Origin of the sequence: Thalassotalea psychrophila (assembly GCF_031583595.1) — a bacterium.
Taxonomy (GTDB): domain Bacteria; phylum Pseudomonadota; class Gammaproteobacteria; order Enterobacterales; family Alteromonadaceae; genus Thalassotalea_A; species Thalassotalea_A psychrophila.
In genome coordinates, this window is sequence record NZ_CP134145.1 from 300491 (window position 1) to 315133 (window position 14643).

At 38.4% G+C, this 14643-nt stretch carries 16 protein-coding genes; 1 reads left to right on the plus strand and 15 read right to left on the minus strand.

Annotated elements, in window-relative coordinates; genetic code table 11:
* Positions 1 to 7 precede the first annotated feature (7 nt).
* The 5 genes from RGQ13_RS01365 to tatA are packed head-to-tail and all read right to left on the minus strand — an operon-like array spanning position 8 to position 2722.
* Positions 8 to 790 (minus strand): TatD family hydrolase, encoded by a 783-nt coding sequence (locus RGQ13_RS01365; RefSeq protein ID WP_348391771.1) that lies wholly within the window; start codon positions 788 to 790, stop codon positions 8 to 10.
* Between the two features lie 11 nt (positions 791 to 801).
* Positions 802 to 1374: a hypothetical protein gene (locus tag RGQ13_RS01370; protein WP_348391772.1), complete on the minus strand. Its 573-nt coding sequence runs from the start codon at positions 1372 to 1374 to the stop codon at positions 802 to 804.
* Positions 1364 to 2131: a twin-arginine translocase subunit TatC gene (gene tatC / locus RGQ13_RS01375; RefSeq protein ID WP_348391773.1), complete on the minus strand. Its 768-nt coding sequence runs from the start codon at positions 2129 to 2131 to the stop codon at positions 1364 to 1366. Before tatC ends, RGQ13_RS01370 begins: the two co-directional genes overlap by 11 nt.
* Positions 2121 to 2480, minus strand: coding sequence for a Sec-independent protein translocase protein TatB (gene tatB / locus RGQ13_RS01380; RefSeq protein WP_348391774.1), 360 nt, complete (start codon positions 2478 to 2480; stop codon positions 2121 to 2123). Before tatB ends, tatC begins: the two co-directional genes overlap by 11 nt.
* Before the next feature lie 2 nt (positions 2481 to 2482).
* Positions 2483 to 2722 carry a Sec-independent protein translocase subunit TatA gene (gene tatA, locus RGQ13_RS01385; protein WP_348391775.1) on the minus strand — a complete coding sequence of 80 codons (240 nt, stop codon included), beginning with the start codon at positions 2720 to 2722 and terminating at the stop codon, positions 2483 to 2485.
* Positions 2723 to 2994: 272 nt separating this feature from the next.
* On the opposite strand from tatA, the gene RGQ13_RS01390 reads away from it, so the two are divergent.
* On the plus strand, positions 2995 to 3954 hold the full coding sequence (locus tag RGQ13_RS01390; RefSeq protein WP_348391776.1) for a hypothetical protein: 960 nt from the start codon (positions 2995 to 2997) through the stop codon (positions 3952 to 3954).
* A 49-nt stretch (positions 3955 to 4003) separates the two neighbouring features.
* Here the strand turns inward: RGQ13_RS01390 and ubiB are convergent, their stop codons facing one another.
* The 10 genes from ubiB to RGQ13_RS01440 all read right to left on the minus strand — a co-directional run bounded on the left by ubiB (position 4004) and on the right by RGQ13_RS01440 (position 14637).
* On the minus strand, positions 4004 to 5635 hold the full coding sequence (gene ubiB / locus RGQ13_RS01395; protein WP_348391777.1) for a ubiquinone biosynthesis regulatory protein kinase UbiB: 1632 nt from the start codon (positions 5633 to 5635) through the stop codon (positions 4004 to 4006).
* A 26-nt stretch (positions 5636 to 5661) separates the two neighbouring features.
* A complete protein-coding gene (locus tag RGQ13_RS01400) occupies positions 5662 to 6282 on the minus strand; it encodes a ubiquinone biosynthesis accessory factor UbiJ (RefSeq protein WP_348391778.1) in 621 nt (206 codons plus the stop codon).
* A 5-nt stretch (positions 6283 to 6287) separates the two neighbouring features.
* A complete protein-coding gene (gene ubiE, locus RGQ13_RS01405; protein WP_405054150.1) occupies positions 6288 to 7064 on the minus strand; it encodes a bifunctional demethylmenaquinone methyltransferase/2-methoxy-6-polyprenyl-1,4-benzoquinol methylase UbiE in 777 nt (258 codons plus the stop codon).
* 159 nt (positions 7065 to 7223) lie between these two features.
* Complete coding sequence (gene recG / locus RGQ13_RS01410) at positions 7224 to 9326, minus strand: ATP-dependent DNA helicase RecG (protein ID WP_348391779.1); 2103 nt, start codon at positions 9324 to 9326, stop codon at positions 7224 to 7226.
* Positions 9326 to 10036, minus strand: coding sequence for a tRNA (guanosine(18)-2'-O)-methyltransferase TrmH (trmH, locus tag RGQ13_RS01415; RefSeq protein WP_348391780.1), 711 nt, complete (start codon positions 10034 to 10036; stop codon positions 9326 to 9328). Before trmH ends, recG begins: the two co-directional genes overlap by 1 nt.
* 52 nt (positions 10037 to 10088) lie before the next feature.
* Positions 10089 to 10478 (minus strand): RidA family protein, encoded by a 390-nt coding sequence (locus RGQ13_RS01420; RefSeq protein ID WP_348391781.1) that lies wholly within the window; start codon positions 10476 to 10478, stop codon positions 10089 to 10091.
* A gap of 11 nt (positions 10479 to 10489) precedes the next feature.
* The gene (spoT, locus tag RGQ13_RS01425; protein ID WP_348391782.1) at positions 10490 to 12607 is read right to left on the minus strand and encodes a bifunctional GTP diphosphokinase/guanosine-3',5'-bis pyrophosphate 3'-pyrophosphohydrolase; all 2118 of its coding nucleotides are present in this window, start codon (positions 12605 to 12607) and stop codon (positions 10490 to 10492) included.
* A 142-nt stretch (positions 12608 to 12749) separates the two neighbouring features.
* Complete coding sequence (rpoZ, locus tag RGQ13_RS01430) at positions 12750 to 13025, minus strand: DNA-directed RNA polymerase subunit omega (protein ID WP_348391783.1); 276 nt, start codon at positions 13023 to 13025, stop codon at positions 12750 to 12752.
* Between the two features lie 115 nt (positions 13026 to 13140).
* Complete coding sequence (gene gmk / locus RGQ13_RS01435; protein WP_348391784.1) at positions 13141 to 13773, minus strand: guanylate kinase; 633 nt, start codon at positions 13771 to 13773, stop codon at positions 13141 to 13143.
* Positions 13774 to 13908: 135 nt separating this feature from the next.
* Positions 13909 to 14637, minus strand: a complete 729-nt coding sequence (locus RGQ13_RS01440) for a sulfotransferase-like domain-containing protein (RefSeq protein WP_348391785.1) — start codon at positions 14635 to 14637, stop codon at positions 13909 to 13911.
* Between the last annotated feature and the right edge of the window lie 6 nt (positions 14638 to 14643).

Genomic DNA, 14643 nt, shown 5'->3' on the forward strand with positions numbered 1-14643 from the left:
GTTTCTCCTATCCAGCAAGTCTAAATAGTTGCATGGCATTTTTACTGGAATGTTTTATTAATTCATCTTCGTCTACTTTCATTGCCTTTGCTAAAGTGCGAACAACAAAAGGTAAATATTTAGGTTCGTTACGGCTACTTTTCGGTTTTGGTCGTATATTTCTAGGCGTTAAATAAGGTGCGTCTGTTTCAACCATAATACGTTCTAATGGGATGTATTTAGCAATATCAAATAATTCTTGGCCGCGACGCTCATCACAAATCCATCCGGTAATGCCAATATAAAGTCCCATATCCAAACAAGCCTTTAGTTCGTTTAGATCACCCGTAAAGCAATGACTCACACCACCTGGTATATGATTTAATTGTTCTTTAAGGATAGTTTGCCAAGTATTAAATGCGTCACGCTGATGTAAAAATACAGGCAAAGATAACTGTTTAGCCAGTTCTAGCTGCTCAGTAAAAACACGTTGTTGATTTTCAGGCGTTGAAAAATTTCGGTTAAAATCCAGTCCACATTCGCCAATAGCTTTAACAAAGTCATTTTGGGCTAAATTTTCTAATTCTTGTAAGTAATTATGGCCAACATTATCTGCATCATGAGGGTGAACTCCCGCAGTGCAATATAAACTGCTAAACTGTTGGCAAATATCCAATGCTTGCTGGCTTTCAAATACATTTGTGCCAGTAATTATCAGCTGTTTTATTCCCGCTGATTGTGCTTGTTGGATTACATCTTCTCGGTCTTTGTCAAATCGAGAGTTGGTAAGATTAACACCAATATCAATCATCAAAAGATAGACTACTTAATTCGCTTAACTTTAACTGAGCGATTAGAGTCTGCAATTTTTAACATAAATGAATTGAATATTCCGCGGCGGATAATAACTTCTTGCTCAGCTTTAAATCTCATTTTCTCGGAAGATATAGTCACCCATTTTTGTTCATTAGTGAAGGTTAAAGTCCACTTGCCGTGCACAGATTTTTTGGCTTTTTTTATGGTAAAAGTCAGCGATTCTGTAGCTTCTTCTTCTGTTGTTTTTTTATGTTCTAAGCCAAAGTTTTGCTTAACTTGTTGCTCTTCTTGTTGCTGTATTTGATCTTTCTTGTGTTTAACGTCTGTAGTTGGTGGCACTGCAGCACTGATTAATGCTTTACCTTCTGGTGCAGAAGTTAAAACTAAAGGTTGAGGTATTTCTGTTTTTGCTTTGTTTTCCGTTTTACTCTGCTTTGCCATAAAATTATCGAAGCATTGTAAGCGCAATTCTTTATTGTCAATATCAGTACAGGCAGCCAATTCATTTGGAATATTGGCAAAACTAGCCGCGCTGAATATGCTAAAAATTACTACTGAAATTATCTTGTTATGCATCATTAGCTTGCTCATTCTGCTCTTCGTCTTCATCGCTGTTTTTGGTGTAAAAAGAAGCAAAAATAACACCAAGTTCAAATAGTAGCCACATTGGAATTGCTAACAGCGTTTGTGAAATAATATCCGGAGGGGTTAATAGCATGCCGACAACAAATACCCCTACGACAACATATGGACGCTTTTCTCTAAGCTTTTCTGGTGTAGTGAAACCGGTCCAACACATTAAAATAATAGCTATAGGGATCTCAAATGCTGCACCAAAGGCAAAAAATAATTTTAAAACAAAATCTAGGTAGCTTGAAATATCTGTCGCAATTGTTACCCCTTCAGGAGCTACACTACTAAAAAAAGAAAATGCTAGTGGAAATACGACAAAATAGGCAAACGAAATTCCGCCATAAAACAGTAAACTAGAGCCAAATAGCAATGGTGCGACTAAACGTTTTTCATTTTGATACAAGCCCGGAGCAATAAAACTCCATATTTGATACAAAATATAAGGCATAGCTGCAAAAATAGAAACTACTAAGGTTAATTTGAACGGGGCAAAAAATGGCGAGGCAACATCTGTTGCAATCATATTGCTACCGTCGGGCATTACGTCTAATAGTGGCTGAGCTAAGTATTGATAAATATCTTGGGCAAAATAGGCGAGTGAAACGAATATCAGTAAAATACTAAGTACTATGGCGAGTAAACGACTACGTAATTCCAATAAATGGTCAAATAAAGAGGCGCCTGTACTAGCATTACTTGTCATTTTTAGCATCGCTTTCTGGTAAATTGGCAGATGTACTTTCATCTACTTCTATTTTTTTAGCATAAGGGCGAACAGCTTCTTCAGCCGCTGCTTTTAAGCTATCTACAGACTCTTGCAATTCAGGATCTAAATCTTTCAAACCTTGTTGCTCGGCTTTTTTTAAATTTTCATGTAACTCGTGAATGCGTAGCTCTTCTTTCAGTTCTGTTTGTACACTGCTGCTAAACTGTTTTATGTTCCGCATCCAGCCTCTAATAGTACGGATAGCCGTTGGTAAACGTTCAGGACCAAGAACAATCAGGCCCATAACGCCTATGACAGTCAGCTCCCAAAAACCAATATCAAACATATTTACGCCTGATCTTTTTCTTTAGTTTCAGCTTTAGTTGCAGGAGCTTCTTCATTTTTTTGTGCGGTTTCGCTCAACTTTTCAGGTTCTTTCGACTCTTCTTTTTCATCGCTAACCGCTTTTTTGAAGCCTTTAACTGCAGAGCCAAGATCACCGCCGATATTACGCAACTTTTTGGTACCAAATAATAAAATGATAATTGCAAAAACGATCAATAATTGCCAAATGCTAATGCCGCCCATGATGTATTCCTCAAATGTTTAAAGTTCTATCTTACCAATAGAGTTGGTGTTATTCATATCATAGCAAGATACTATGATTGATGCTTGTTTTCAGTAATTATTTTCACTATAAATTTGACAATTGTTATTGATTTTCATGTTATTTATTGTGATTGTTATACTTAGACTAAGTTGATTAATTAGTACGGGCTTATTTACTAATATTTTACATGTGTAGGTATTGATATTAATCAACTTCGGGTTTAGTTAAGGAAAATTATTTGCTGAAAAAAATGTTGATATTAAGTTTATTGTTAAGTACGAATTGTTTCGCTGGTGAAGACGAGCAAACTCTTGCGCCAATAGACGAAACCATGATTATACATCCTGATCCTGAGGATGACTGGTTATTTGGTTTTCATAATAGTATTAGTGATTCAGTTTTTGGCTCTGCCAAATGGTTTGACAGTTTTTTTGCCATTGATGAAGAAGAAGAAACAACACCAAAAACTTTAGCGCGGATCCGCCTAGGCTATGAGCCTAGAGCCAGAGATTTGCAAGTGTTTACCCAGAAGTTCCGATTGCGATTACAATTACCCAACCTAGAAAATAAAGTCGATATTATACTTTCTGATGAAGATGATGATGATAACTCTGCCAACCAGAATAATTCTGGAAGATCGTTAACCGGTGATCAAAATGATGACTCTTTCACTGCGGCTATCCGTCTAATTAATATTGATACGATTAGTGATTTTGTCGATTCTCGAATTGGGATATCGGGCGGTGATTTATTTGCTAAAGTTCGCGCTAAAATACAAACTGATTATTCAGAAGTACATCTATTTAAATTTCAACCTTCCATATTTTATTATTTAGACGATGGTTTTGGCAGCCGACTATTCTTTGAGTATGATTTTAACTTTGCCGAAAAAAAACAATTTCGCGCCAATTACAGTGTTAAAACTTCAGAAGCGTTTAAAGGAACACGTTGGCGAAATGGCTATTATTACCTTCATCGACTCGACCGTTTTCGGGCATCTGCCTTAGGAGTGACAATTGCCGGGGAAAATAATGCTGGCAGAGGCTTTGTTGTTGATAATTACACCTTAAGTTGGCGCTATCGGATGAATGCTTACCGGCGTTGGCTTTATTTTGAAGTTGAACCTTTTATTGAGTGGCCAGAAGATGTTAATTATAAAACAACTCCTGGCATAGCGTTACGCGTTGAGGGGTATTTCGAAGCTAATTGATCATGCCATATATTGAGGATACCTAAACCCTTTTCCTTCAGCTTAACATCTATCTTTTAAATGATAATAAGGCAAAAATTGTAGTTGGAAGCAATACTAAACCTGCGATTAGGTTTTGCTGATCAATAAAAAGGACCGTTGCAGTAATAAGCAAGGTACTAGCCAATATTGCTGATCGCAAACGCTTATGCTGCCGTTGTTGTTGTAGCTTCAACTCTTGCAATAAGGACTGTTGTGCTAATGCGCTTTCTTTTCCTGTTTTCAAATAGTCATAGACTAAATTTGGTAACTCAGGCATTTTTTCAGCCCAAAAAGGAAAACTGCTCTTGATAGCATTAAATAGGGTTTTTGGGCTCATTTGCTCTTTTACCCAGTCCTCTAAAAATGGTTTAGCTGTTTTCCATAAGTCTAACTGTGGGTATAATTGTCGTCCTAAACCTTCTATATAAAGCAAAGTCTTTTGCAGTAGTACTAGCTGCGGTTGCACTTCCATATTAAAGCGACGAGCGGTATTAAATAAGTTTACTAATACCTGGCCAAAAGATATTTCAGCTAAAGGCTTTTCAAAAATAGGCTCACACACCGTACGAATGGCAAATTCAAATTCATCAACACTCGTATTTGCAGGAACCCAGCCAGAGTCCACATGTAATTGTGCAACTTGACGATAATCACGATTAAAGAAGGCGACAAAGTTTTCCGCTAAATAACGCTTGTCATCTTTGTTCAACGTTCCTACGATGCCACAATCTATTGCTATCCAGGTAGGATCGTCAGGGTTGGTTGCATTAACAAATACATTGCCTGGGTGCATGTCGGCATGAAAAAAACTATCACGAAACACTTGTGTGAAAAACACTTCAACACCACGTTCAGCGAGCAGCTGTAGATTTACATTGTTTGCCTTTAACTGCTCAATTTCACCAACGCCAATACCGTAAATGCGTTCCATAACCATAACGTTTTTAAAGCAATACTCGCTGTGTACTTCAGGAACATATAACACTTTGTCGTTAGTAAAGTTGCGTTTGAGTTGAATCGCATTTGCTGTTTCGCGTAATAAGTCTAATTCGTCAAGAATAGTTTTCTTATACTCATTCACTACTTCTACTGGGCGAAGTCGTTTGCCTTCGCTATAAAAACGAGTAACCAACCGGGCGAACGTTTGCATGACTTCAAGGTCGGCATTAATTATTTTATCAATACCCGGTCGCAGGACTTTAATAACTACGTCTTGATGCTCTTGCGTTTTTGTATCTAAAAAGGTGGCGGTATGAACTTGAGCAATTGAAGCCGAAGCTAATGGAGTTGTATCGAAATCGCTAAAATGCTGTTGGAAATCTTGTTCACCTATCGCATCAATAATGATAGCTTTAGCTTGCTCACCATCAAAGGCAATTACCTTGTCTTGCAATAAGGCTAGTTCATTAGCTAATTCAATTGATAACAAATCACGGCGGGTAGAAAGCATTTGTCCAAATTTAATAAATACTGGCCCAAGTGTTTCAATAGCCAAGCGAAAACGACGCTCAATAGGTTCATTTTTATGCTTGTTACGTAACCAAAATAAGCTATGGCGAGCTACTTTAGCAATAAAAGGCGTTTTATCAGCAGGCAGTAATTCATCTAAACCATAGTTTAGAAATGTTTTTACTATTTTATAAAGTCGTTTACTGCGCACTCGTATTCCCTAATGTGATGAATTTATTATGAAACATTGGTTAGTATTGTTAATCTTTTGGCTAAATTATCAACTGCTTGATCAACATCTGCAACCTGTTGATTAAAATGATTTATTTCAGTTTCAGTAACCAATATTCGTTGCTCAAACAATAAGTATTCACTTGCATCTTGACTGATTTGCTCGTTCGCAAAACTTAACTTTTCCAATAGTGCTTTATTTAATTGTCCTAATTTAAACGCGGGAATATCACCAATTCTCTCTGCTATTTGCTGTTCCCAGTCAATATTTAGCAGCTCAAAGATACTGGCAAACTGTTGAGCAAGCTTAGGATCACCAATAATATCAAGTTCACCAGTTTTTATAAGTGATGTTAATAATTCTGCTTGAGTTAATTTCGGCAAGGTTTTCAGGCTAGTTTGGATTACACAGTCAGTTGATAATTTACTGGCTATAACGGTAATTTCATCCTGATGAACTTGTAAGGTGATTGGAAAACCAAGTTCAGACAATATCAAGGTTAAGCTTTTATTATTCACCTTAGCTAAGGTGCTATTTATATTGGGATCTAAGCTAAGCGCTTTGTTAATTATTATTTCTAACAAAGCGGTTAATATTTGCTTGGGTAGCAATTGCTCAATATTCATTGTTACTAAAACTTGTAGCCTTTATGCAAGGCCACAATACCACCGGTTAAGTTGTGATACGTTGTTTGCTCAAACCCTGCATCATCCATCATCGACTTCAATGTTTCTTGATCAGGGTGCATACGAATTGATTCGGCTAGGTATTGGTAACTCTCACCATCTTTTGCGACTAACTCACCCATTTTCGGTAGAATGTTAAACGAGTAGAAATCGTAGGCTTTATTTAATAAATCATGCTCAGGTTTAGAAAATTCTAACACCAATAAACGTCCGCCAGGCTTTAGGACTCGGTAAATTGAGCGTAGTGCTTTATCTTTATCGGTTACATTACGAAGGCCAAAAGCAATAGTGACAATATCAAAACTGTTATCATCAAAAGGTAGTGCTTCAGCATTTGCTTGTACGTAATCTACATTACCGACAATGCCAAGATCTCGTAATTTGTCACGACCAACATTCAGCATTGAAGAGTTGATATCAGCTAATATAACTTTGCCTTGTGGGCCGGTAAGTTTTGAGAACTTAGCCGTTAAATCGCCCGTGCCTCCGGCTAAATCTAAAATACTATTACCCGGGCGAACACCTGACGCATCAATGGTAAATCTTTTCCATAAACGATGAACACCAAACGACATCACATCATTCATTATATCGTATTGCTTAGCAACAGAATGAAATACACTGGCAACCATGGTTTCTTTATCATCGGTTTTTACGGTTTTATAACCAAAGTGAGTTGTATCTTTATCTGTTTTACTCACATCTTTATGTTCAGTGCTCATTGATTTTTGCTCGTTGGAAGTGAATCGCAATTAATAGCTTTAGTTTACTTAATAATTTGGGTCAGGTCTAAATTAAATCTGTATAAAACTAGGGTCAGAGTCTAAATATTAGGGTCAGAGTCAAGTTTATTGCGTAAAGTTGACTCTGACCCTAGTTTTTTATGCGTTAGAATACTTTTCTTTGTTGGCAAGCCAGCGCTTTATCAGAGCTTCCGCTTTTTCCGGAAATTGTCGCCATAGAAGATAAGCTTGTTGTTGTACTTCTGGGATTAGTTCGCCATCGCGAATCAGGTCGGCAATTTTTAAATCGGCTAAACCCGTTTGCTTGGTACCGAGCAATTCTCCTGGGCCGCGTATCTCTAGATCTCGTTCGGCAATTAAAAAACCATCGTTTGATTCTCGTAAAACACCAAGGCGTTTTGTTGCGGTTTTAGATAATGGATTTTTGTACATCAACACACAGTGTGAGGCGACTGACCCACGACCAACTCGGCCACGTAATTGGTGTAATTGTGCTAGCCCTAAACGCTCTGGATTTTCGATAATCATCAAGCTAGCATTAGGAACGTCGACACCAACTTCAATTACTGTTGTTGCTACCAATAAATCTATATTACCAGCTTTAAATTCGTCCATAATCGATTGTTTTTCATCGGCCTTCATGCGGCCATGAACTAAGCCGACTTTTAATCCACCAAGCTGCTCTTGTAAATAGGCAGCTGTGTCTTCTGCTGCTTGGCATTCTAGTACTTCAGATTCTTCAATTAGTGTACATACCCAATAAGCTTGGCGGTTTTCATTTAAACAATTGATTTTCACCCGTTCAATAACATCATCACGGCGAATATCGGCGACAGCAACGGTTTTTATTGGCGTTCTACCAGGTGGTAGCTCATCAATTACCGAGGTGTCTAAATCGGCATAGGCGGTCATTGCCAGTGTTCTTGGAATCGGTGTTGCAGTCATGATCAGTTGATGTGGGTAACAGTCGCCTATTTTACCTTTTTCACGTAATGATAAGCGTTGATGCACGCCAAATTTATGTTGTTCATCAATGATCAACAAGGTCATATTGTTGAATACTACCTGCTCTTGAAAAAGCGCATGCGTCCCTATAACCATTTGCATGCTGCCGTCGCTAATTGCTGCAAGGGCATGTTGTTTTATTTTCGCTTTGCTTTTACTTGCTAGCCAACCCACTTGAATTCCTAGGGGAGTAAACCAGTTGGCAAAATTTATGGCGTGTTGCTCCGCTAAAATTTCAGTAGGTGCCATTAAGGCAACTTGATAGCCTTGACCAATTGCAGTTAATGCTGCAAGCCCCGCTACTAAGGTTTTTCCTGAGCCTACATCACCTTGCACAAGACGCATCATAGGTAACTCTTTAGCCAGATCTTCTCTTAATTCTTTTACTACCCGTTGTTGAGCATTGGTTGGAGTGAACGGTAAGCTCTGTAAAAATTTTTGCTCTAAGCCTTCATCTATTACCAGAGGAATAGAAGGATGCTTATCACTAGATTGACGTAGTTTAAGCATACTCAAATTGTGCGCTAATAGTTCTTCTTTTATCAGGCGTAATTGCGCCGGATGTCTACCTTGTTCAATAAGAGTGATTGAAACATCAGGTGTTGGTCGGTGGATAAGTTTTATAGCGTCGCTAAGGCTTATAGGCTCAGCAAAAAAATTATCAGGAAGCAATTCTTCTACCTTGCCTCGCTGTAATCGTAGCAAAGCTTGATCGCATATATTACGCAGGCTGATTTGTCTTAAGCCATCGGTAGTTGGATAAACAGGCGTTAAGGTTTCTTCTACTTGTGGGATGTTAACGTTACTATCTACTGGCTTATATTCGGGATGAATAATTTCAAAACCGCGACCGCCGCGCTGAATTTCTCCAAAACAACGTACTTGTGTGCCTTTACTCAGGTTGTTTTTTTGTGCGGCAGAAAAATGAAAAAAACGTAAGGTAAGTTCGCCGCTGCCATCATTAATTTTAACTAACAATATGCGTCTTCGACCCATAGACACTTGGCTATCGACTACTTCACCGATAACACTGGTATGTAATCCTGGCATTAAGTCGCGTATACGATATACCCGAGTTCTATCTTCATACCGTAGAGGTAAGTGGAAAAGCACATCTTGTAAGGAATACAATCCAAGCTTTTCTAATTTTGTGGCGACACTTGGACCTACACCTTTAAGTACAGTCACTGGGGTGCTTGCTAGGTTATGCAATCCTTCGCGTAACGCTATGGTCATTACTGATCAAGATCCTGCCAGGCATCTTTGGTCATTTGCATCTTAGTCCACCAAGCATCATCGGCAACAATTTGACCATCATCATCAATCTCTGGGTATGGCAAGCCTTTGCGCTTACAAGCTTCTGCAAAAATAGGATGACCACCTTCAAATAGTACTTTGTTGCGTTGCTCATGAGTCAAGTCAGAGGGGGAGTCGTACATGCCCGCTGATTGACGTTGGCGTTGTGCCTCATAGAGTGTTACTGCACATGCAACTGATACATTCAACGACTGCACCATACCTACCATTGGAATAACAATATCTTGATCTGCTAAGGCGAGTGCTTCATCAGAAGCTCCGAATTTTTCTTGGCCGAGAATAATAGCCGTCGGTTTGGTGTAATCTATTTCTCTAAAGTCTACTGCGGTGTCTGATAAGTTGGTTACCAGTACCTGCATACCTTGCTCTTTTAAACGAGTTATCGCTTCTTTTGTTGATTCGTGGCTATGAATATTAACCCAGTTTTGTGAGCCCACAGAAGTACCACCACCAACACGCATTACATCGTTTTTCCAAATGGCGTGTACATCATTAACACCTATCGCGTCACAAGTTCTAACCACAGCAGCTAAGTTATGCGGTTTATGCACACCTTCCATACAAACTGTTAAGTCTACTTGGCGTTTATTTAACATTTCAAGAATGCGTTGGTGTCTTTCAGGAGTCATAATTATCCTTATGATTCAATATGAGCATTTTCTGTATTTATATGAGTGTAGATTAATTTGTATTTGGAAGTTCTACTATGCCGTCAATTTCTATATCAACACCTTTAGGTAACTGACTAACACCAATTGCGGCGCGTGCAGGGTAAGGTTGAGTGAAATACTTACTCATAATCTCATTAACTGTGGCAAAGTTAGCTAGGTCAGTCATAAAAATATTTACTTTCACCATATTATTGATGTCACCGCCAGCGGCTTCACAAACAGCACATAAGTTTTTGAATACTTGCTCAGCTTGTTCAGCAAAGTCTTGGCTAACAACTTCCATTGTTTTTGGGTCTAGTGGTATTTGACCTGATAAATATACGGTATTACTAACTTTAACTGCTTGGCTGTATGTACCGATTGCGCTTGGTGCATTGTCGGTAGAAATAATTGTTTTCATAAAAGTCTCTTCTATTTTCTTGGTCTGAACACACGTTGAACATCCGGCATAATTTTTATTTGGCGGATAATGTTGGCAATATGAATGCGATCACGACAGGTTACTTCTAAACTGATTAAGTATAAATTTGAATCTTTTTCTTCAGTTGTTAAGGTGCGAATATTTGATTCATTTTTTGTGATGACAGAGGTTAACTTAGATAATGCGCCTTGATGATTAATTATCTCAACTCTTAAGGCCGCGATAAACTCTTTATCAATATCTTTGTCCCATTTTACCGGAAAGAATTTTCCGAGCTCTTTTTCACGGCCACCAATGTTTCGACAACCATGTTGGTGCACCATTAAACCTTTACCAGAACTTATGTAAGCCGTTATCTCGTCCCCAGGAATTGGGTGACAACATTTTCCATAAGTAACCAGCATACCCTCAGAGCCTTTTATCGGCATTTTTGCTTTACCGTAGTTCGGTTCTTCTGAGTCGCTAGTGAATTCACCGGTTAAGCGGCGAGCAATACCTATGCTAAGTGCATTACCTAAACCAATATTAATCATTAATTCATCTAATGTTTCATAACCAGTTTCAACAACTACTTGTTGAATTCTGTCTGAGTCAATGTCTTCTAGTTTGGTTTGACCTAAGGCATGATTTAATAAACGATTACCTAAATTAAGCGATTCGTTTTGCTCCATTGAACGCAAATAATTGCGTATTTGCAGTCGAGCTTTGGCGGTAACAACAAAGTTTAACCATGTTGCGTTTGGACGAGCACCGGTTGAAGTAATAACTTCAATGGTTTGTCCTGACAATAACGGTTTTCTGAGAGGGTAAGGTTTGCGTTCAACTTTAGCGCCAACACAACTATTGCCAACATCTGTATGAACCGCATAAGCGAAATCTACAGCCGTTGCGCCCATTGGCAATTCGATGATTTTTCCATCAGGAGTAAATACATAGATTTCTTCAGGAAAAAGATCCGTTTTAACGTTTTCAATAAATTCAAATGAGCTACCTGCGCTTTGCTGCAGCTCCATTAAGCTCTGCATCCATTTACGCGCTCGCACTTGTGCGGCAGTGCCTGCAGAATCCTCACCCTTTTGTTTGTAAACCCAATGCGCGGCAACACCTTTGTCAGCCATTTGGTCCATTTCCCAAGTTCTTATTTGGATTTCTACAGGAATACCGTGTGGGCCAATTAATGAGGTATGCAAGGACTGATAGCCATTGGTTTTTGGTATAGCAATGTAATCTTTAAAGCGAGTTTCAATTGGTTTAAATAGGTTGTGAACGGCACCAAGAGCGCGATAGCAAGTATCAAATTCGTTGTCGACAATGATCCTAAATGCATAAATGTCCATTACTTCATTGAACATTAATTCTTTATTAAGCATTTTACGGTAAATTGAGTACAAGTGTTTTTCGCGGCCAATAACTTCAGCCTGAATGCCGGATTCAGCTAAACGCGTTTGTATTTCTTCGCGAATATTATCGATGATTTCTTTGCGGTTACCACGAGCTTGGCTTACTGCTTCTTTTAAAGCGCGCGAACGCATCGGGTATAGGCCTTCAAAACCGAGCACTTCTAATTCACTCTTTATGCCATGAATACCTAAACGGTTTGCTATTGGAGCATATATTTCCAGTGTTTCTTTGGCAATACGGCGACGTTTCTCAGGACGTAAAGAACCTAATGTGCGCATGTTATGAGTACGGTCAGCAAGTTTGATCAAGATTACGCGTATATCTTGCACCATGGCCATGATCATTTTACGGAAGTTCTCGGCCTGCATTTCTTGCTTGTCACTAAAGCTTACTTTATCAAGCTTACTCACACCTTCTACTAGTTCTGCAACGGTACTGCCAAATAACTCGGCCAATTCATCGCCGGTTACTTCGGTATCTTCAATAACATCATGTAATAAAGCAGCCATTAACGTTTCATGATCAAGGTGCATGTCGGCAAGATTACGTGCTACGGCAACAGGGTGAGTGATATAAGGATCACCACTTGAGCGCATTTGGCCATCATGGGCATCATGGGCAACGACAAAAGCCTGCTTCAGCAATTCAATTTGCTCTGCCGGTAGGTAGGTTTCAGCTTGTTTCTTTAGTGGTTCAAAAAGGTACACCCACTGCTCCAATGCTTAATGAAAATATGGTGTTGATAAGATCTTAGTTTATGGTATTAATGCTTAAATTAAAAGAAAAGCCAATGGTAAAATACCATTGGCTTTCTATATAAATCTAATTTGGTAAGATTTACCCTTAAGTTTAAGCGTGATCACCAACAATTGCAGCGACAGCTGCAAGTTCAGCAGATTCTTGTTGAACCTGTGATTGACGATCTGCGTTATCCATAATGTCATTATCGATAAGGCCTTCTTCTATTTCACGAAGTGCTAGAACGGTAGGTTTATCATTCTCAATATCAACTAATGCATCTTTACCGCCAGTGGCGATTTGACGTGCACGACGTGATGCAACTAATACTAAATCGAAACGATTTCCAACTTTTTCAACTGCATCTTCAACAGTAACACGAGCCATTAAACTACTCCAGAGAACAAAATTTTTTAAATAAGTCGCATAGTTTACTAAATGCTTAAACTTTATGCTAGCAATTTGATCAAATCAGCTAATGTTTTGATCCTTAAACGGGGAACTAGATAGCTTTACCTGCTAGCTTTGTTAATAACTCGTTATGTTTTTCTACTTGCTGAGATTGTTTTAAGCGTTGATTATTAATTATGGTATTTAAATCAGTAACCGCTGCATCAAAATCATTATTAATAACTATGTAATCAAATTCTTGAAAATGAGAACATTCAGATTCTGCTTTTTCCATACGATCGGCAATTATTTCTTCGCTGTCCTGGCCGCGATTACGTAAACGTTGTTCTAGTTCTTCTCTGCTTGGAGGGCAAATGAAAATAGTAGTTACTTGTGGCTTTTTCAGGCGTACTTGCTGTGCACCTTGCCAATCAATATCTAAAAATACATCTATACCTTGTTGAAGCTGATGATCTATGGCTGTTTCAGAGGTGCCGTAATAATTACCAAACACTTCTGCCCATTCATAAAATGCACCATCGGCGATTAATTTTTTGAATTGTTCAACACTGACGAAATGGTAATGAACACCATCAACTTCACCAGGGCGAGGTGCTCGAGTAGTATGCGACACTGAAACTTGCAGTGGGCGAGGGTTGTTTTGCTCAAGTAATCCTTTGATTAAGCTTGATTTTCCAGCTCCACTAGGTGCTGATAAAATAAATAAATTGCCGATAATAGCCACAACAGATTCCAAATGTTTAATACTTTAGATGGTATAGGCGAGCTATTCTAACTGAAAACAGACGATTTAATAAATTATTCTTTTATTATAAAACTGGATTTTAAATTTTCCGCCTACGCTTTACTAGCAATTTGATCAACTTGATATTATTCGTTTTTGGTATAACTGTTGATAATAGTAATCGTTCTCTTGGGCTAGTTGCCTTTGTTGTTCGCTAAGTTTTATCAATGGCTTTTTGTAGGGAGCAAATGAATTTGAAGCTTCGACATTCTCATACCAATGCTCAGCCCAAACACCGTCAGAAACACGTGTTCCTTTTGGCCAATTAAGCATGTTTTCATCAAAATCTATACCTAGAGTTTCACATAACTTGCTTAGAATTCCTTTCGGATTGATTAGCACATCCTTACTATCGATAATGGGAATATCTTGACCAGTAATATCAGTTATTTGTTGATATAACTGCAACTGACGTTTAATGCCAATATCGTCACTGTTTACCGATGGCATCTTTTTAACATAAGAATTGATCACACACATAGGATCACGAATTAAAAAGCAATGACTTAACTTTTTCGTCCAGGTTAAATCAATATCATCGAGCATATGATGAGTCATATGTTTTTGATAAAAAATACTCTGTTGATAATTTGTTTGGCTCAATTGCTCGCTAACTTGTTGCCAACTATTTGACTGGCTAGCTAACACTTCTTTAGCCATCGGATGATCCACTTTAGTCTGTGCTAAATAATAAGCATAGAATGGTTCGTCAACAACTTGGGTGTCCTGACGATTTTCCCATGAGCGCATCATTGCGGTAGAGATATTTCTTGGACCCGACCACATAGCAATCTTTAATGTCATGTTGCT

What these genes read in the sequence shown, in the direction of transcription:
- RGQ13_RS01390 (WP_348391776.1), top strand. Translation starts at nt 2,995, where the DNA reads ATGTTGATATTAAGTTTATTGTTAAGTACGAATTGTTTCGCTGGTGAA.
- tatA (WP_348391775.1), bottom strand. Translation starts at nt 2,722, where the DNA reads ATGGGCGGCATTAGCATTTGGCAATTATTGATCGTTTTTGCAATTATC.
- ubiE (WP_405054150.1), bottom strand. Translation starts at nt 7,064, where the DNA reads ATGAGCACTGAACATAAAGATGTGAGTAAAACAGATAAAGATACAACT.
- trmH (WP_348391780.1), bottom strand. Translation starts at nt 10,036, where the DNA reads ATGACTCCTGAAAGACACCAACGCATTCTTGAAATGTTAAATAAACGC.
- recG (WP_348391779.1), bottom strand. Translation starts at nt 9,326, where the DNA reads ATGACCATAGCGTTACGCGAAGGATTGCATAACCTAGCAAGCACCCCA.
- RGQ13_RS01400 (WP_348391778.1), bottom strand. Translation starts at nt 6,282, where the DNA reads ATGAATATTGAGCAATTGCTACCCAAGCAAATATTAACCGCTTTGTTA.
- tatC (WP_348391773.1), bottom strand. Translation starts at nt 2,131, where the DNA reads ATGACAAGTAATGCTAGTACAGGCGCCTCTTTATTTGACCATTTATTG.
- tatB (WP_348391774.1), bottom strand. Translation starts at nt 2,480, where the DNA reads ATGTTTGATATTGGTTTTTGGGAGCTGACTGTCATAGGCGTTATGGGC.
- RGQ13_RS01370 (WP_348391772.1), bottom strand. Translation starts at nt 1,374, where the DNA reads ATGATGCATAACAAGATAATTTCAGTAGTAATTTTTAGCATATTCAGC.
- rpoZ (WP_348391783.1), bottom strand. Translation starts at nt 13,025, where the DNA reads ATGGCTCGTGTTACTGTTGAAGATGCAGTTGAAAAAGTTGGAAATCGT.
- RGQ13_RS01420 (WP_348391781.1), bottom strand. Translation starts at nt 10,478, where the DNA reads ATGAAAACAATTATTTCTACCGACAATGCACCAAGCGCAATCGGTACA.
- RGQ13_RS01365 (WP_348391771.1), bottom strand. Translation starts at nt 790, where the DNA reads ATGATTGATATTGGTGTTAATCTTACCAACTCTCGATTTGACAAAGAC.
- RGQ13_RS01440 (WP_348391785.1), bottom strand. Translation starts at nt 14,637, where the DNA reads ATGACATTAAAGATTGCTATGTGGTCGGGTCCAAGAAATATCTCTACC.